The organism is Streptomyces sp. CLCI03 (assembly GCF_053615355.1).
Genome location: NZ_CM132132.1, coordinates 1,294,553 through 1,311,015 on the forward strand (window position 1 = coordinate 1,294,553; position 16,463 = coordinate 1,311,015).

Below are 16,463 nucleotides of genomic sequence, written 5' to 3' on the forward strand. Positions count from 1 at the left end.
GGTGCTGTTCACCGTGCCGCCGCTGGCGGGGCACGTCAATCCGACGGTGGCCCTCGGGGCCGAACTGGCTGCCCGGGGCCATGAGATCGCCTGGACGGGACCGCCCTCGGCCCTGGCCCGGCTGCTGCCCGCGCAGGCCCGGATCCTGCCGGCCGGGGAGGAGCCGGCCGCCGGCGGGTACGCGGCGCTGCACGAGAGCTGGCGCGATCTGCGCGGGGTCGGCGCGCTGCGGTTCCTGTGGGAGGAGGCGCTGGTTCCGCTGGCCCGGGCGATGGTGCCGGGGGTGGCCCGGGCCGTCCGGGCCTTCGGGCCGGACGTGCTGGTCGCCGACCAGCAGGCCCTGGCCGGGCCGTTGGTGGCGCGGCGGCTCGGTGTCCCGTGGGTGACGTCGGCGAGCACCTCGGCCGAGCTGACCCGGCCCTTCGCGGACTTCCCGAAGGTCGGGGAGTGGGTGGCCGGACAGATCTCGGGCCTGCTCGCGGAGTTCGGCGCGGGTCGGGACCAGGTGCGGGATCCGGGGAGCGGGGCGGGCTGGGACCCGCGCTTCTCCGAGCGGCTGGTGCTGGTCTTCTCCACTCCCGAACTCGTCGGCACGGAGGCGGACTTCCCTCCCCACCACGCCTTCGTGGGACCGGCGTTCGGGGCCCGTCCGGCGGCGCCCGACTTCCCCTGGCAGCGGCTGGATCCGGCGCGGCGACGGGTGCTGGTGTCCCTGGGCACCCTCAACCAGGCGGCCGGGGCCCGGTTCTACGGCGCGGTGCTGGGCGCTGCCGAGCGGCTCGCCGAGCAGGTCCAGTTCGTCCTGGCGGCGCCCGCCGCCCTGATCGGGGCCGTACCGGACCACGTCCTGCTCCAGGAGAGCGTCCCGCAACTGGAGCTGCTGCCGCACCTGGACGCGGTGGTCTGTCATGCGGGCCACAACACCGTCTGCGAGGCCCTCGCGCACGGGCTGCCGCTGGTCGTCGCCCCGATCCGGGACGACCAGCCGATCGTGGCCCGGCAGGTGGTCCTGGCCGGGGCCGGCGTCCGGGTGCGGTTCGGCCGGACCCGGGCCGAGGAACTGCGTGACGCGCTCACCGCCGTGCTGGACGATCCCGGCCCCCGCCGGGCCGCCCGGCGGATCCAGGCCTCATTCGCCGCGGCGGGCGGGGCCGCCGCCGCGGCCGACCGGTTGGAGAAACTGCTATGACGCCTCCCCCGCTCTCCCGGGTCCCTTGGACCTCCGTCCTGTTACTGGCCGCCCTCGGCGCGGGCACCGTACGCGCCAGGCGCCGGCTGCGGGCCGTCCCGGTGCTGCCGCTGACCCCGCCCGGGGCGGCCGGGGTGCCGCGCGCCGCCGGGTGGCGGCTGCTCACCGCCCGCGGGGTCGAGCCGGACCCGGCCACCTTCCTCGCCGCCTGCGCGTACGCCGAAGGGGAGGGCCTGCGGGTGCTGGACCTGCTGCCCGCGGATCTGCCGGCCGAGCGGGCGCTGGGGCTGCTGCGCCTGGTCGACCCGGCCCGGTACCGGCAGGACCGGCTCGCCGCGGGCCGCGGGGCCGGGTTCGCCGTGCTCGCCACCGAGGAGGTGCTGGCCCGGGCCGGGGTGGATCCGGGCGGGCCGCGCCCGGATCCGGCGGAACTCCTCGCTCTGACGCGCCGGTTGAAGGAGTACGCCGCCGATGCCACGGGGCTGGCCATCGCCCCCGGCCTCAGCTGTGGCGGGCTCGGTGAGGCCGCGGGGCCGGCGCGGGCCGCCGAGTTGCGGGCCCAGGGGCTGCCGCCGGGGGCACTGGCCGCCGCGCAGCTCGGCGGACTGGCGCTGCTGGCGGGGGTCGCCGTGCGCCAGGGCCGGTGGGGCGCAGCGGCGGCCGGGCTGTACTGGCTCCAGCCGTCCCTGGTCCTCGGCGGTCGGCGCTCCCCGCTGCGGCCGGCCGGTCTGGGCCGGGCCACGGCGGCCCGGCCGCTGCGCTCCCTCGGCGCGGGCCTGCGTACGGCCGCGGCCGCCGGCCGGGACACGCCGTCGGACGGCGCCTTGGAGGCCGCGCGGGCCGCCGCGTACCGGGAGGACCTGGCGGCGGGCATCGGCCGGTTCCTCGAACCGCGCCGGACGGACTGCCCGTGGTGCGGCTCCGACCGGCTCACCGTCCAGGTCCGGGTGCCCGACCTGCTCCAGGGCAAGCCGGGCCGGTTCACGCTGGAGCGGTGCGAGGAGTGCCGGCACGTCTTCCAGAATCCCCGACTGAGCCTGGAGGGGCTGGAGTTCTACTACCGGGACTTCTACGACGGGCGTGGCGGCGAGGGCACGGGCGTCGTCTTCGGCACGCAGGGCGCCGCCTACCGGGGGCGCGCGGAGATGCTCCTCCCGCACGCCGACCCGGCGTCCTGGCTCGATGTCGGCACCGGGCACGGCCACTTCTGCAACGCGGCGCGCGCGGTCTGGCCGCGGACCCGGTTCGACGGGCTCGACATGGGCGACGGGGTGCGAGAGGCGGAGCGGCGCGGCTGGGTGGAGACGGGATATCTGGGCCAGTTCCCGGAGTTCGCCGCGAAGCTGGCGGGTCAGTACGAGGTGGTCAGCATGTACCACTACCTGGAGCACACCCGGGAGCCGCTCGCCGAGCTGGACGCGGCGGCCACCGTTCTCGCCCCCGGCGGGTTCCTGGCCATCGAGCTGCCCGATCCGCAGTCGCGGATGGCCCGGTTCGTCGGGCCGCTGTGGCTGCCCTGGTTCCAGCCCCAGCACCAGCACCTGATGCCCGCCGCCAATCTGCGCGAGGCGCTGGCCGACCGGGGGTTCACCGTGGTCGCGGAGGAGCACGGACCGGCCCACCAGGGCAACGACTTCTTCGGCGCGGTGGCCCTCGCGGCGACACGGCTGTCCCCGGATCCGGACCGGCCGTGGGGCCCGGGGTCCACACCGCGCGCCCGGCTGCTCGCCCACGTCGTACGGGTGGTGGCGCTGCCGTGCTTCGCCGCCGCGGTGGCGCTCGACACGGTCCGCTCGGCGGTGGCCCGGCGCACGGACGGCGGGAACGCCTACCGGATGCTGGCCCGCAAGGACACGCGGTGACGGGCGCGGAACCCGCCGCTCCCGTGACCGCCGACCGGGCCGGGGGCGACCTGGCCCGGCGGGCGACGGCCGATCCGCTGTACCGCCTCGTCGCCTACGCCTTGGAGGCCGCGCACGGGCGGCCCCCGGCGGCCGTGTGGAGCGCCCCGTACGCCTTCCATCTGGGCTCCCCCGGGCTGGTCGCGGCGGCCGGCTGGCCCACGGCGGCGGCCGCGGCCCCGCGCACGGACGGGCTGGTGCGGCTCAGCTCCCTCGGACATCCCGCGGACAGCTGCGATCTGCCGCTGACGCTGTCCGGGCCGCCGCCCGCCGCCCCCGCCTGGGCGGTCCGGCCGTACGCCGTGCTCCGGGCGCTGGCCCGGGCCGGGTACGGCACCGGCGGGACCGACCTGCACGTGCAGGGCTCGCTGACGGGGGCGGCCGGGCTGGCCACGGCGGAGCCCACGGACTGCGCGGTGGCGCTGGCGGTGGCCGACGTGCACGCGGCGACGGGTGAGCCGCCGGACCGCGAGCGGCTGGCCCGGCTGCTGGCCGCGGTGCTCCCGGACGGGGACGACGGGCTGCGCCGGGCGGTGCTCTTCGCCCGGCCCGGCCGGGCCCTGCTGCTGAGCGCGCGGCCCGGGCGGCGCCGGCGCCACGTCGCCTTCGACCCGGCGGCCTCGGGGGCGCGGCTGGTGCTGGTCGCCGTACGCGGGGAGGCCGCGGACCGGCCGAGGGACCTGGCGCGGGCCGTCGCCTGCGCCCGCCGGGCCGGGGCACTGAGCGCCTGGCCGCCGGGGCCGGGGCCCGAGCCGGGGCGGAGCGTGCTGATGCTGCTGCCCGAGGCCCGACTCGCGGCGGTGCGGGCCGCGGTGGCCGAGGACTTCCGCGACCGGGGGCGACCCGTACCGCGTTTCCTGAACATCGCCGTGGCCGGTGCGGCCCGGCGCGAGGAATGACCACGCCCCGGGGCTGACCCGGGCGACACCGAGGAGGACGACACCCATGCGCACCCTTCGACCCTCACCCACGGCGCGCGCGAGACGCGGAGCCCGCCGGCCGGCGCTGGTGGCCGGGATCGGCGCGCTCGGCCTGCTGGGCGCCTTCACCGTGGCCAACTCGCAGGCCGCGGTGCCCGGTTCCGCCGCCGCGCCGGCTGCGGCCGCGGCGCTGCCGACGTACGACCATGTGGTGGTCGTCGTCTACGAGAACAAGCAGTACGGGGAGATCATCGGCAGCGCGAACGCCCCGTACATCAACCAGTTGGCGAACGGCGGCGCCAGTCTGACCGGGATGAAGGCGCTGACCCACCCCAGCCAGCCGAACTACTTCAACCTCTTCTCCGGCGCCACGCAGGGGATCACCGGCGACGGCTGCTACACCCCGCAGTCGATGACGGCGCCGAACCTCGGACAGGAGCTGATCGCGGCGGGCAAGACCTTCGCGACGTACAACGAGGACCTGCCGAGCGAGGGGTCCACGGCCTGCACGAACGGCCAGTACGCGCAGAAGCACAACCCGTGGTTCGCCTTCAAGAACGTGCCGTTGAACACGGGCAAGACCTGGACGCAGTTCCCGCAGAACAACTTCGCGGCGCTGCCGAGCCTCTCCTTCGTGGTCCCCAACCAGTGCAACGACATGCACTCGTGCTCGGTGGGCACGGGTGACACCTGGACCCGCAACAACCTCGACGCCTACGCGCAGTGGGCGAAGGCCAACAACAGCCTGCTGGTCCTGACCTGGGACGAGGACAACTACCTGGGCTCCAACCAGATCGCCACCGTCTTCCACGGGGCCAAGGTCAAGACGGGCAAGTACGCGACGGCCTTCAACCACCACCATCTGCTGAGGACCTTCGAGGACCTCTTCGGGACGGCGACGCACGCGGGCAACGCGGCGAACGTATCGCCGATCACCGAGGTCTTCGACACCTCGACGAACCCGACACCCACCCCCACGCCCACGCCCACCCCGACCCCGACCCCGACCCCGACCCCCACGCCCACGCCCACGCCCACGCCGACCGCGGGCGGTCTGCACCTGGCCGACCCCGGTCCGCAGACCTGCAAGTTCAACCAGTCCTGCACCATCCAGCTCAGCGCCACCGGCGGCAGACCTCCGGTCCGCTACGCGGCCACCGGCCTGCCCTGGGGGCTGACCGTCGACGCGGGCTCCGGCCGGATCAGCGGCAAACCGTGGGGCAGCGGCACGGTCCGGATCACCGCGACCGCCACCGACTCCACGGGCACCACCGTCACCGCCGCGTTCCCGCTCACCGTCAACTGGTTCTAGACCGGCCGATCCTGGAGGCATCCGTGTACCTGTCGACCAGCCGGGCTTCGGACATCGCCGGGAACACCCCGGCCCAGAAGGGCCCCGTGCGGGCCGTCCCCGGCACGGTGTTCGCCCTCGGGCTGGTCAGCCTGGTCACGGACGTCTCCGCGGAGATGGTCACCGCCGTCCTGCCGTTGTACCTGATGGCCGGACTCGGCATGTCCCCGCTCGCGTTCGGCGCCCTGGACGGCCTGCACCAGGGCGCCACCGCGGTGCTGCGCCTCGCGGGCGGGCGGATCGCCGACCGTACCCGGCGCCACAAACTCGTCGCGGGCACCGGCTACGCGCTGTCCGCCGCCTGCAAGGCGGCCCTGCTCGCCGTCACCACCCCCTGGTCGGTGGCTGCGGTGCTCGCCGCCGACCGGACCGGCAAGGGCCTGCGCACCGCCCCGCGCGATGCGCTGATCTCGCTGTCCGTGCCGCCCGGCGAGCAGGGCCGCGCCTTCGGGGTGCACCGCGCGCTGGACACGGCGGGCGCCCTGCTGGGGCCGCTGGCCGCGTTCGGGGTGCTGTGGGTGGCGGTGGACGGGTACGAGGCGGTGTTCACCGTCAGCTGCTGCGTCGCCGTCCTGGGCGTGGTGCTGCTCGCCCTGTTCGTCCGGGAGGCCCCGGCGCCCGCCACCGCCCCCGCCACCGCGCCGGCCCGCGCGGCTCGCGCCGCGCCGCCCCCGGTACGCACCCTGCTGCGCCTGCCCGGCCTGCGGGGGCTGTGTCTGACCGCGGTCGTGCTCGGCCTGTTCACCGTCGGCGACGCCTTCCTCTACCTGCTGCTCCAGCGCCGGCTCGACCTCCCCGCCGCCTACTTCCCGCTGCTGCCCGTCGGCACGGCGGCCGTGTTCCTGCTCGCCGCGCTGCCGGTGGGGCGGCTCGCCGACCGGCTGGGCCGGCGCCGGGTCTTCCTCGGCGGGCACCTGCTGCTGCTCGGCGCCGCCCTGCTGCTCCTGGCCCCGGTACCGGTCGGGGCGCCACTGGCCCTCGGTGTGCTCGCGGCGCTCGGCCTGTTCTACGCGGCCACCGACGGGGTGCTGATGGCCGCCGCGGGCCCGCTGCTGCCCGCCGGACTGCGCACGACCGGGCTCGCGGTGCTCCAGACGGCCCAGGCGCTGGCCCGGTTCGCGGGTTCCCTGCTGTTCGGTTCGGCCTGGACCCTGTGGGGGCCGGGCGTGGCGCTGGGGCTGGCGGCGACCGGGCTGTCGCTGTCGCTGGTGGCGGTCGCCGTGTTCGGCGGGACCCGGGCGGAGCGGCCGTCGTAGGGTCGGGCCATGCCGGAAACACAGCGAACTCTCGAAGGCAAGGTGGCCCTGGTGGCCGGGGCGACGCGCGGCGCGGGCCGGGGCATCGCGGTCCAGTTGGGCGCGCGGGGTGCGACCGTGTACGTGTCGGGGCGCAGCACCCGGGGTCGGCGCTCGGAGTACGACCGGCCCGAGACGATCGAGGAGACGGCCGAGCTGGTGACGGCGGCGGGCGGCCGGGGCATCCCGGTGGTCGCCGACCACCTGGTGCCGGCGCAGGTCGAGGCCTTGGTCGGGCGGATCGACGCGGAACAGGGCCGCCTGGACGTCCTGGTCAACGACATCTGGGGCGGTGAGGTGCTCTTCGAGTGGGAGAGCACGGTCTGGGAGCACGACCTGGACAAGGGGCTGCGGCTGCTGCGGCTGGCCGTGGAGACCCATGCCGTCACCAGCCATTTCGCGGTGCCGTTGCTGCTGCGCGAGCCGGGCGGGCTGGTGGTGGAGATGACGGACGGCACCGCCGAGTACAACGCGGCCAACTATCGGGTGTCGTTCTTCTACGACATCGCCAAGTCCTCCGTGTTGCGGATGGCGTTCGCGCTGGGGCACGAGCTGGGGCCGCGCGGGGCGACGGCGGTGGCGCTGACACCGGGCTGGCTGCGGTCGGAGATGATGCTGGACCACTTCGGTGTGACGGAGGCGAATTGGCGGGACGCCCTGACGAAGGTCCCGCACTTCGGTATCTCCGAGACCCCGTCGTACGTGGGCCGGGCGGTCGCGGCGCTCGCCGCGGACCCGGAGGTGGCCCGCTGGAACGGCGCGTCGCTCTCCAGCGGACAGCTCGCCCAGGTCTACGGCTTCACGGACCTGGACGGCAGCCGGCCGGACTGCTGGCGCTACATGGTCGAGGTCCAGGACCCGGACCGCCCCGCGGACGCCACGGGCTACCGCTGAACGGTCCGGTCCGGGTGGATCCGGGCCGGAGGAGCTCTTCACCGCTCCGGGCGTGAGTCGATCAGGTGGGCCAGGCCGTCCAGGACGCATCGGAGGCCGAAGGCCCAGAGGGTCCGCGGTTGGTATGCGGCGACCGTGGCGCCCACGCGGCCGGCGAGCGGATAGCGCTCGGGGTCCATCACCCGGCTCAGGAGCGGTTCGCTGACGGCCCACCAGTCCTCCTGGCTCTGCCGGCTGTTGTGCGCCGCGTCGTCGGCGACTCCCAGGGCGTGCGCGTGGACGAAGCCGAGGAGGTGGGTCAGGGCCGCGTCCATCTCGACGTCGGTGAGGCCGATGGCGTCGAAGGCCGCCAGTTCGTGGTCGTACTTCCCGATGACCCCGGGCCCCAGAGGCGGGCGGGTGACCGCCAGGTCCGCGATCCAGGGATGGCGGGCGAGCAGGTCCCGGTTGTCCTCGGCCACGCGGGTGACCTTGGTCTGCCACGGGTCGCGTACGCCGGTCGGCCGGCGTTCCATGCGCGCGTACGCCTCGTCCAGCATGATGTCGAGCAGTTCGGCCTTGCCGGGGACGTACGTGTAGAGGGTCATGGGTGTCACGGCCAGCCGTTGGGCCAGTGCCCGCATGGTGAGCGCGGCCAGGCCGGCCTCGTCGGCGAGCTCGGTCGCGGCCCGGACCACGGCGTCGACGGTGAGGCCTTGCCGCGGGCCGCGGCGGCCCGGCCGGGCCGGCTGCTGTCCCCGCTCCCGCCAGAGCAGCTCCATCGTGCGGACGGGGTCGCCCGCCCCACTGCGGTCCTTCGCCATGCGTGGTCCTCCGGGTACGTGCGCGGCCGATAATTCGCTACACCGTATAGAGTACGGTGTACAAAGTAAGCTCGAAACGCCGCCACGCGAGGAGTTCCGTGCAGATCGCCGCCGACAGCCATCAGGTCATCCAGGTCCGCGGAGCGCGGGAGAACAACCTGAGCGACATCTCCCTCGACATCCCCAAGCGCCGACTCACCGTCTTCACCGGTGTCTCCGGCTCCGGCAAGTCCTCCCTCGTCTTCGGCACCATCGCCGCCGAGTCGCAGCGGATGATCAACGAGACGTACACCGCCTTCATCCAGTCGTTCCTGCCGAGCCAGGGCCGACCCGACGTGGACGGGCTGCACAATCTGAGCGCCGCCATCGTCGTCGACCAGGAGCGGATGGGCGCCAACTCCCGCTCCACGGTCGGTACCGCCACCGACGCCTCCACCATGCTGCGGATCGTCTTCTCCCGCCTCGGCACCCCGCACATCGGCGCGTCCACCGCCTTCAGCTTCAACGCCCCGGACGGCATGTGCCCGCACTGCGAGGGCATAGGGCAGGTCTCCGACATCGACGTGGACCAGCTGGTGGACCGTGAACTCTCCCTCAACGAGGGCGCGATCACCGTCCCCGGCTACGCCGTGGACACCTGGTACTGGCAGAACGTGGTCAACTCCGGCTTCTACTCGCCCGACGTCAAGCTCAAGGACTTCACCGCGCAGGAGTGGGCCGACCTCCTGCACAGGGGCCCGGTGAAGGTGAAGGCCGGCTCCACCCACTACACCTACGAGGGTCTGGTCACGAAGGTCCGGCGGACGTACCTGTCCAAGGACCGTGAGGCGATGCAGGCCCACATCAGGGCCTTCGTCGACCGCGCCGTGATCTTCACCGACTGCCCCGACTGCGGTGGCACGCGCCTGTCCGCGGCGGCGTTGTCCTCGCGCATCGACGGGATGAACATCGCCGAATGCTCGGCGATGCAGATCAGCGACCTGGCCTCGTTCGTCCGCCGGATCGACGACCCCGGCGTGGCCCCGCTCCTCGCCGGCCTGCGGGACCTGCTCGACTCCCTCGTGGAGATCGGCCTGGGATACCTCAGCCTGGACCGCCCCTCCGGCACCCTGTCGGGCGGCGAGGCCCAGCGGGTCAAGATGGTGCGGCACCTGGGGTCCTCGCTCACGGACGTCACGTACGTCTTCGACGAGCCGACCACCGGCCTGCACCCGCACGACATCCGGCGCATGAACGACCTCCTGCTGCGGCTGCGCGACAAGGGCAACACCGTGTTGGTGGTGGAGCACAAGCCCGAGGTCATCGCGATCGCCGACCACGTCGTCGACCTCGGTCCGGGCGCGGGCACGGCCGGCGGGCGGCTCTGCTACACCGGGGACGTGGCCGGGCTGCGGACCTCCGACACCCTCACCGGGCGCCATCTCGGTCACCGGGCGCGGCTGCGGGAGCGGGTGCGCACCCCGCGCGGGCACCTGTCGGTCAAGGACGCCGACCTGCACAACCTGAAGGACGTCAGCGTGGAGGTACCGCTGGGCGTGCTGACGGTGGTGACCGGCGTCGCCGGGTCGGGCAAGAGCTCGCTGATCCACGGGTACCTGGCCCGCCGGGACGGGGTGGTGGTGGCCGACCAGTCGCCGATCCGCGGTTCGCGCCGGTCCAATCCGGCCACCTACACCGGGCTGCTGGGGCCGATCAGGACGGCCTTCGCCAAGGCCAACGGGGTCAAGGCCGCCCTGTTCAGCGCGAATTCGGAAGGCGCCTGCCCGAAGTGCAACGGCCTCGGGACGGTCTACACGGACCTGGCGATGATGGCCGCGGTGGCCTCGGTCTGCGAGGAGTGCGAGGGCCGGCGGTTCACGCCCGAGGTGCTGACGTACCGGCTGCGCGGCAAGAACATCAGCGAGGTGCTGAACCTGTCGGTCGCGGAGGCGCACGCGTTCTTCCCCACCGGGCAGGCGCGTGCGGTCCTCGGCCGGCTGGCCGACGTCGGCCTCTCGTACCTGCGGCTCGGGCAGCCCCTCAACACCCTGTCGGGCGGTGAGCGGCAGCGGCTCAAGCTCGCCATCAGCATGGCCGAGAAGTCCACGACGTACATCCTGGACGAGCCGACGACCGGCCTGCACATGGCCGACGTGGACAAGCTGCTGGCCCTGCTGGACCGGCTCGTCGACGACGGGAACTCGGTGATCGTCATCGAGCACCATCAGGCCGTGATGGCGCACGCCGACTGGCTGATCGACATCGGCCCGGGTGGCGGCCACGCCGGCGGGGAGGTCGTCTTCGAAGGCACCCCGGCGGACCTGGTGGCCGGGGCGGACACCCTGACCGCCCGTCATCTGCGGGAGTACGTGGGCTCGTAGCGCGGTGGCGGACGCCGTACGCGGGGCCGCGTACGGCGTTCGCACCGTCGGTTAGGCTGGCGGCATGTCAGCAGACGAGCGGACACGCCCGCGCCGCGAGGAGCGGCAGCCCGCGCTGAGCCGGGCCCTGATCGTCGCGGCGGCCGTCCGGCTCCTCGACGCCGAGGGCATCGAGGAGCTCAGCATGCGCAAGCTCGGTACCGGGATGGGCGCCGCCGCCACCTCCCTGTACCGGCACGTGACCGGCAAGGACGAGCTGATCGAGCTGGTCCTGGACGAGGTGTACGGCGAGCTGGAGGTGCCCGGGGCGGCGAGCGCGGGCGAGTGGCGCGACGCCGTCTCCCGCGGCGGCCACGACCTGCGCGCGATGGCCCTGCGTCACCCCTGGGTGGCCTCGGTGATCGGACGGGTGGGACCGGCGCGCCTCGGCCCGAACCTGACGCGCGCGACGGATCGGATGCGGGCGCTCCTGCGGACGGGCGGCTTCCCGGCGGACGAGGCGGAGCTCGCCATGAGGGCGGTCGTCTCCTACGTGGTCGGCGCCACCACGGGCGAGGCCGCCCACCTCTCGCGGCTCGCCCGCAGCGGGCGGAGCGAGCAGGAGTGGCGGGAGGGCCGGGACCCGCGGAAGGTGCGCGAGGAGAACTTCGACTACGGACTCCAGCGGGTCCTGGACGGTCTGGAGACGCGGCTCAGCCGCGCCTGAGGTCCTCGCGCGGCGGCGGCAGACGCAGTTCGCGGTCCTCCCCGAGCGGGGCGAAGAAGCGCTCCACGTCCGCGCCGCTCACCTCGGCGAGGGTCGCCGGCGACCAGCGCGGAGCGCGGTCCTTGTCGACGACCTGGGCCCGGATGCCCTCGACCAGGTCGGGCGCGGTCAGGGCATTGCAGGAGACCCGGAACTCCTGGGCCAACACCCGCTCCAGCGGGCCGAGTTCCACGGCCCGACGCAGCGCGGCCAGGGTGACCTTGAGGGCGGTCGGGGACTTGGCGAGGATCGTCTCGGCGGCCTCCTTGGCGGCGGGCTCCCCCTGGCCGAGCAGCCGCTCGACGATCTCCTCGACGGTGGTGGCCGCGTAGCAGTGGTCGATCCAGCCGCGCCGGTCGGCGAGTTCACCGGGTCCGGGGGTGGCGGCGTATCGCGGGATCACCTCGTGGGCGGGTGCTCCGGCGAGGGCGGCGGTCAGCTCCGGGAGCCGGTCGGCCGGTACGAAGTGGTCGGCGAGCCCGCACAGCAGCGCGTCGGCGGCGCCGACCGCGGTACCGGTGAGGGCGAGGTGGGTGCCGAGTTCGCCGGGGGCGCGGCCGAGCAGGTAGGTGCCGCCGACGTCGGGGACGAAGCCGATGCCGGTCTCGGGCATGGCCACGCGGGAGCGTTCGGTGACGATCCGGACCGAGCCGTGGGCGGAGACACCGACGCCGCCGCCCATGGTGATGCCGTCCATGAGGGCGACGTAGGGCTTGGGGTAGCGGGCGATGCGGGCGTTGAGCCGGTACTCGTCGCGCCAGAAGTCGGCCGAGGCGGTGTTCCCGGCCTTCGCGTCGTCGTGGATGGCCCGGATGTCGCCGCCCGCGCACAGGCCGCGCTCACCGGCGCCGCGGATCAGGACCTGTTGGACGGCGGGATCGTCCGCCCAGGCGGCGAGGGCCTCGTCGATACGGCTCACCATGGGGTGGGTGAGGGCGTTGATGGCCCTGGGGCGGTTGAGGGTGACCACCCCGGTCCGGCCGTCGGTGTGGAACAGCACGGTGTTCGCGTCTTCGGGCTGCGCGTCTTCGGTCTTCACACCGGCCAGTATCGCCGCGGCCCGCGCCGCTCCCGGCGCCGGGCGCTCCCGGGGCGTACCGTGGTCGGCCATGAGGAAGATCGTGCTGATGGCGGGGATCTCGCTCGACGGGTACATCGAGGGGCCGGACCGGGACATCGACTGGCACCAGGTCGACGAAGAGCTGCACCAGCACATGAACGACGTGCTCAGCCGGATGGGCGGTTTCCTCAGCGGGCGCGTGACGCACCAGCTGATGGCGGACTACTGGCCGACCGCCGACGCCGATCCCGCGAACGCCGGTCCGGTGGCCGAGTTCGCCGAGATCTGGCGGTCCAAGCCCAAGTACGTGTACTCGCGCACCCTGCGGTCGGCCGAGTGGAACACCACCGTCGTGCGGGACGTCGTGCCCGAGGAGGTCGCCGCGCTCAAGGCGGCCCCCGGCGGCGACCTGACCTTGAGCGGGGCGGATCTCGCCGCCTCGTTCCTGCGCCAGGACCTCGTGGACGCGTACCGGATCTACGTGCACCCGGTACGGATCGGGCGCGGCCGGCCGCTCTTCCCGATCCTCGACCACGGTCCGGTGACCCTGCGGCACACCGACACCCACACCTTCGGCAACGGCGTGGTCCTGCTGCGCTACGAGCGCGGGTAGTCCTCCCGGCGGCCGCCGGAGCCGATGGTCAGTCCCGGGGGCGGGCCCGGTGGTCCCGCCATGCCGCGAGGGCCTCGGTACGGGCCCCGTCCGGGTACCGGCCGTGCCAGGCGCGCAGGAACCGGTTGAACTCGAACTGCGCGCCGACCTCCTGGGGTTCGGCCGCGCGTGCGCGGGTCGCGTGCCAGTGGGCGACGGCCTCGGCGAGGGTGTGGCCCGCGTGCGAGGCGATGTAGTCACGCATGAAGGCGTCGAAGTGGAAGCCGGGTCCGATCTCGCGGACGAAGTACGCGCGCAGCACCTGGCTGCAGTTCTGCCCCGGCGGGATCACGCTCGCCCCGGTGACGGGCGCGGCGAGCCGGCGCCCGGTCCGGCGGGGTGCCGGGGCCGCCGGGGCGGCGGGTGCGGGGAGCCCGTCGAGCGCGGCGGCGAGTCGTGCGGTGACGGCCACCTTGCCGCCGCCGGCCGGGAGGCCCATCTCCCGTGCGAGGGTGCTCAGTTCGGCCAGTGTCCAGTACCAGCGCAGCAGCTCGGCCCCGGTCAGCGCGGGCGTCAGGGCGGGCCGGGACTCCCCGGCATTCGTACTCATGTTCCCATGATAGAGGTGGGTGAATCCGGCGGAAGCACCCACGGGGCCGGGGAGATCGACAGGGCGACCTTATAGATTTGCACCATATGCCCCACATCGTCGGAGGAGAGCTCATGACCGCCGCACCCCACCGCCTCACCCTCGGCGGGGACACCGCCCTCGTTCTCATCGACCTCCAGACCGGCATCCTCGACCGGCCCACCGCGAAGCCCGCTCCCGAGATCCTGGGGAAGGGGATCGCGCTCGCCGAGGCGTTCCGCGCCCACCGGCTGCCCGTGGTCCTGGTGAGGGTGGCGTGGTCCCCGGACGGCGGGGACCTGCCCACCGCGAACGTGGACCGCCCCGGCCCTGCCGCCGCCCCGCCCGCCGCCTTCTCCGAGATCCCGGCCGAGCTGGCCGCCCTCGGGGACGTGGTCGTCACCAAGCGCCACTGGGGTGCCTTCACCGGTACCGAGCTCGACCTCCAGCTGCGCCGCCGCGGTATCCACCGCATCGTGCTGGCCGGCATCTCCAGCAGCGTAGGCGTCGAGTCCACCGCCCGTACGGCGTGGGAGCTCAGCTACGACCTGGTCTTCGCGGAGGACGCCACCGCCGACACCGACGCCGACTCCCACGCCCACACCTTCGGCAAGATCTTCCCGCGCATCGGCAAGGTCAGCACCACGGAGGAGATCATCGCGGCCCTGGACTCCTGAGCGGCGCCGCGGCGTGGGCGGTTCACCCGTAACCGAGCGGGCGCCCGCGGGTTAGCAGCGCGGAAGACGAGGGAGTTCTCATGGCGCAGCGGCACACGACGACCGTGAGGCTGCGCCTGCGGTACCGGTTCGACAATCTGATGGCGGGGGGAACCACCGCGCTCATCGGCTGGTTCGCCCTGGCCTGCCTCGCCGTCGTGGTCCCGGCGAGCACGGTCCTCGTCTGGGCCGACCGGGCCGCCCCGGCGACCCTCTCCGGCCGGCTCGCCGCCGTATGGGTCAGCGTCGGGCAGACGCTCAAGATCGGGGGCGCGGTCGGATCCCCGCTCTACGTACTGGCCTCCGTGGCACTCGCGCTGGTCGCCCTGCTGTTCGTGTCCACGCTGGTCGGTCTGATCACCACCGGCATCAACGCGCGCATCATGCTGCTTCGGCGTGGCCACTCCACCGTGCTGGAATCCGGGCACACCGTCGTGCTGGGCTGGTCGGACCAGATCTTCCCGGTGGTCGGGGAGTTGGTGACGGCGAACGCCAACCGGCGCAGGTCGGCCATCGCCGTGCTCGCGCCGAAGGACAAGGTGGAGATGGAGGACGAGATCTGCACCTCCACCGCCTCCGTCGCCGTCGCCGGTGCCGGCAGGACGCGCATCATCTGCCGCAACGGCCGTACCACCGACCCCGCGGAGCTGGCCCGGGTGAGTCCGCGGACCGCGAAGGCGGTGCTCGTCCTGCCGCCCGAGGGGGACACCGGTGACGCCCAGGTGGTGAAGACCCTGCTCGCCCTCGACGCGGCGGTCCCCGGGTCCGGCGGGGCGGTGGTGGTCGCCGCCGTGCGCGACACCCGCAACCACCTCACCGCCCGGCTGGCCGCCGGGCCCGGCGGGCACGTCCTGTGCGTCGACGACATCATCGCCCGGCTCCTCGTCCAGACCGCCCGCGAGCCCGGTCTGTCCCTCGTCTACCAGGAACTGCTCGACTTCGCGGGCGACGAGTTCTACACCGCCGCCGCCCAGGGCCTCGCCGGGCGCACCTTCGGCGAGGCCCTGCTGTCGTTCACCACGTCCTCGGTGGTCGGTCTGCTGCGGGCCGACGGCCGGGTCGCGCTCAATCCGGACCCCGGTACGGCGATCGGCGCGGACGACCGGATCATCCTGATCTCCGAGGACGACGACACGGCCGTCCCGGCGGACGCGTCCGGGCACGTCGACGAGGCCGCGATCGTCACCGCCCGCCCCCGGTCCCCCGAGGCCGAACGGCTGCTCCTCCTGGGCTGGAACCGCCGCGCGCCGCTCGTCGTGGAGCAGCTCGACCAGTTCGTCGGCCCCGGCACCACGCTGGACGTCGTCTCGCTCGCCGACGTCGTACGGATGCGCCGCGCAGCCGGCGACGAGCGGCCGCGCAGCAGTCTCGAAGTGGCCTTCCGCAGCGGGGACATCACCGATCCCGAACTGCTCGCCAAGCTGGACGTGCCCTCGTACGACCGTGTGATCGTCATCGGCGAGACGGGTCACGAGCCCGTCCCCCACCACGCGGCGCCGCCCACCCCCGCGATCGACCTCGGCCTGGCTCCGGACACCGGGACGCAGACCGACGACCGGACGCTGGTCACCCTGCTGCACCTGCGGGCGATCGGGGAGGCGGCGGGACGGGAACTGTCGCTCACCACGGAGATGTCCGACGACGCCAACCGGCTGCTGGCGCCCGCCCGGGCGGGCGCCGACTTCATCGTCAGCGGCCGGCTGATCAGCCTCCTCATGACCCAGATCTCGGAGAGCCCTTGTCTGGCCGACGTCTTCGAGGAGTTGTTCGAGGCGGAGGGCAACGAACTGCACCTGAAGCCGGTCGCGGACTACGTGCGCACCGATCGCGAGGTGGCGTTCGCGACCCTCGTCGAGTCGGCGCGCCGGCGCCGCGAGTGCGCCGTCGGCTACCGGCTGCGCGCCGAGGCCGCCGTGGGCCCGGCGTACGGGGTGCGGCTCAACCCGGACAAGGGGCAGCGGGTGCGCTTCGACGAGCACGACTGGCTGATCGTGCTCGCCGAGAGCTGA

At 73.9% G+C, this 16,463-nt stretch carries 14 protein-coding genes; 11 read left to right on the plus strand and 3 right to left on the minus strand.

Going from position 1 to position 16,463, the window contains the following annotated elements:
- Position 1 precedes the first annotated feature (1 nt).
- The 6 genes from ACWG52_RS05865 to ACWG52_RS05890 are packed head-to-tail and all read left to right on the plus strand — an operon-like array spanning position 2 to position 7,550.
- A complete protein-coding gene (locus ACWG52_RS05865) occupies positions 2-1,189 on the plus strand; it encodes a glycosyltransferase (RefSeq protein WP_390137161.1) in 1,188 nt (395 codons plus the stop codon).
- On the plus strand, positions 1,186-3,051 hold the full coding sequence (locus tag ACWG52_RS05870; RefSeq protein ID WP_390136736.1) for a class I SAM-dependent methyltransferase: 1,866 nt from the start codon (positions 1,186-1,188) through the stop codon (positions 3,049-3,051). The genes ACWG52_RS05865 and ACWG52_RS05870 overlap by 4 nt, the downstream gene beginning before the upstream one ends.
- Positions 3,048-3,989 (plus strand): galactokinase, encoded by a 942-nt coding sequence (locus ACWG52_RS05875; protein WP_389810477.1) that lies wholly within the window; start codon positions 3,048-3,050, stop codon positions 3,987-3,989. Before ACWG52_RS05870 ends, ACWG52_RS05875 begins: the two co-directional genes overlap by 4 nt.
- A 46-nt stretch (positions 3,990-4,035) precedes the next feature.
- Positions 4,036-5,322, plus strand: a complete 1,287-nt coding sequence (locus ACWG52_RS05880; protein WP_390167599.1) for an alkaline phosphatase family protein — start codon at positions 4,036-4,038, stop codon at positions 5,320-5,322.
- Between the two features lie 23 nt (positions 5,323-5,345).
- On the plus strand, positions 5,346-6,617 hold the full coding sequence (locus tag ACWG52_RS05885; RefSeq protein WP_389810482.1) for an MFS transporter: 1,272 nt from the start codon (positions 5,346-5,348) through the stop codon (positions 6,615-6,617).
- 9 nt (positions 6,618-6,626) lie between these two features.
- Positions 6,627-7,550 (plus strand): SDR family oxidoreductase, encoded by a 924-nt coding sequence (locus ACWG52_RS05890; protein WP_389810484.1) that lies wholly within the window; start codon positions 6,627-6,629, stop codon positions 7,548-7,550.
- A 38-nt stretch (positions 7,551-7,588) separates the two neighbouring features.
- Here the strand turns inward: ACWG52_RS05890 and ACWG52_RS05895 are convergent, their stop codons facing one another.
- Positions 7,589-8,353, minus strand: coding sequence for a TetR/AcrR family transcriptional regulator (locus ACWG52_RS05895; RefSeq protein ID WP_390136745.1), 765 nt, complete (start codon positions 8,351-8,353; stop codon positions 7,589-7,591).
- 98 nt (positions 8,354-8,451) lie between these two features.
- Here ACWG52_RS05895 and ACWG52_RS05900 point away from each other — a divergent pair, with 98 nt between their 5' ends.
- Both ACWG52_RS05900 and ACWG52_RS05905 read left to right on the plus strand, forming a co-directional pair.
- Positions 8,452-10,713, plus strand: coding sequence for an ATP-binding cassette domain-containing protein (locus ACWG52_RS05900; protein WP_389810490.1), 2,262 nt, complete (start codon positions 8,452-8,454; stop codon positions 10,711-10,713).
- A 64-nt stretch (positions 10,714-10,777) separates the two neighbouring features.
- Positions 10,778-11,419 (plus strand): TetR/AcrR family transcriptional regulator, encoded by a 642-nt coding sequence (locus ACWG52_RS05905; protein WP_389810492.1) that lies wholly within the window; start codon positions 10,778-10,780, stop codon positions 11,417-11,419.
- Here the strand turns inward: ACWG52_RS05905 and ACWG52_RS05910 are convergent.
- Complete coding sequence (locus ACWG52_RS05910; RefSeq protein ID WP_389810494.1) at positions 11,406-12,674, minus strand: enoyl-CoA hydratase/isomerase family protein; 1,269 nt, start codon at positions 12,672-12,674, stop codon at positions 11,406-11,408. The genes ACWG52_RS05905 and ACWG52_RS05910 overlap by 14 nt on opposite strands.
- On the opposite strand from ACWG52_RS05910, the gene ACWG52_RS05915 reads away from it, so the two are divergent.
- Positions 12,568-13,131, plus strand: coding sequence for a dihydrofolate reductase family protein (locus ACWG52_RS05915; RefSeq protein ID WP_390136748.1), 564 nt, complete (start codon positions 12,568-12,570; stop codon positions 13,129-13,131). The two genes, ACWG52_RS05910 and ACWG52_RS05915, sit on opposite strands and share 107 nt — an antisense overlap.
- Positions 13,132-13,159: 28 nt before the next feature.
- Here ACWG52_RS05915 and ACWG52_RS05920 read toward each other — a convergent pair whose 3' ends face one another.
- Positions 13,160-13,720, minus strand: a complete 561-nt coding sequence (locus ACWG52_RS05920) for a DUF6434 domain-containing protein (protein ID WP_389810500.1) — start codon at positions 13,718-13,720, stop codon at positions 13,160-13,162.
- A 113-nt stretch (positions 13,721-13,833) separates the two neighbouring features.
- Between ACWG52_RS05920 and ACWG52_RS05925 the strand changes: the two genes are divergently transcribed.
- Both ACWG52_RS05925 and ACWG52_RS05930 read left to right on the plus strand, forming a co-directional pair.
- The gene (locus ACWG52_RS05925) at positions 13,834-14,415 is read left to right on the plus strand and encodes a hydrolase (protein WP_389810503.1); all 582 of its coding nucleotides are present in this window, start codon (positions 13,834-13,836) and stop codon (positions 14,413-14,415) included.
- 80 nt (positions 14,416-14,495) lie between these two features.
- Complete coding sequence (locus tag ACWG52_RS05930) at positions 14,496-16,463, plus strand: CASTOR/POLLUX-related putative ion channel (protein WP_453128045.1); 1,968 nt, start codon at positions 14,496-14,498, stop codon at positions 16,461-16,463.

Excerpts from the sequence above, each read along its gene's own strand:
- ACWG52_RS05870 (WP_390136736.1), top strand. The coding sequence starts at position 1,186 with ATGACGCCTCCCCCGCTCTCCCGGGTCCCTTGGACCTCCGTCCTGTTA.
- ACWG52_RS05880 (WP_390167599.1), top strand. The coding sequence starts at position 4,036 with ATGCGCACCCTTCGACCCTCACCCACGGCGCGCGCGAGACGCGGAGCC.
- ACWG52_RS05890 (WP_389810484.1), top strand. The coding sequence starts at position 6,627 with ATGCCGGAAACACAGCGAACTCTCGAAGGCAAGGTGGCCCTGGTGGCC.
- ACWG52_RS05895 (WP_390136745.1), bottom strand. The coding sequence starts at position 8,353 with ATGGCGAAGGACCGCAGTGGGGCGGGCGACCCCGTCCGCACGATGGAG.
- ACWG52_RS05905 (WP_389810492.1), top strand. The coding sequence starts at position 10,778 with ATGTCAGCAGACGAGCGGACACGCCCGCGCCGCGAGGAGCGGCAGCCC.
- ACWG52_RS05915 (WP_390136748.1), top strand. The coding sequence starts at position 12,568 with ATGAGGAAGATCGTGCTGATGGCGGGGATCTCGCTCGACGGGTACATC.
- ACWG52_RS05910 (WP_389810494.1), bottom strand. The coding sequence starts at position 12,674 with ATGTGCTGGTGCAGCTCTTCGTCGACCTGGTGCCAGTCGATGTCCCGG.
- ACWG52_RS05920 (WP_389810500.1), bottom strand. The coding sequence starts at position 13,720 with ATGAGTACGAATGCCGGGGAGTCCCGGCCCGCCCTGACGCCCGCGCTG.
- ACWG52_RS05925 (WP_389810503.1), top strand. The coding sequence starts at position 13,834 with ATGACCGCCGCACCCCACCGCCTCACCCTCGGCGGGGACACCGCCCTC.
- ACWG52_RS05930 (WP_453128045.1), top strand. The coding sequence starts at position 14,496 with ATGGCGCAGCGGCACACGACGACCGTGAGGCTGCGCCTGCGGTACCGG.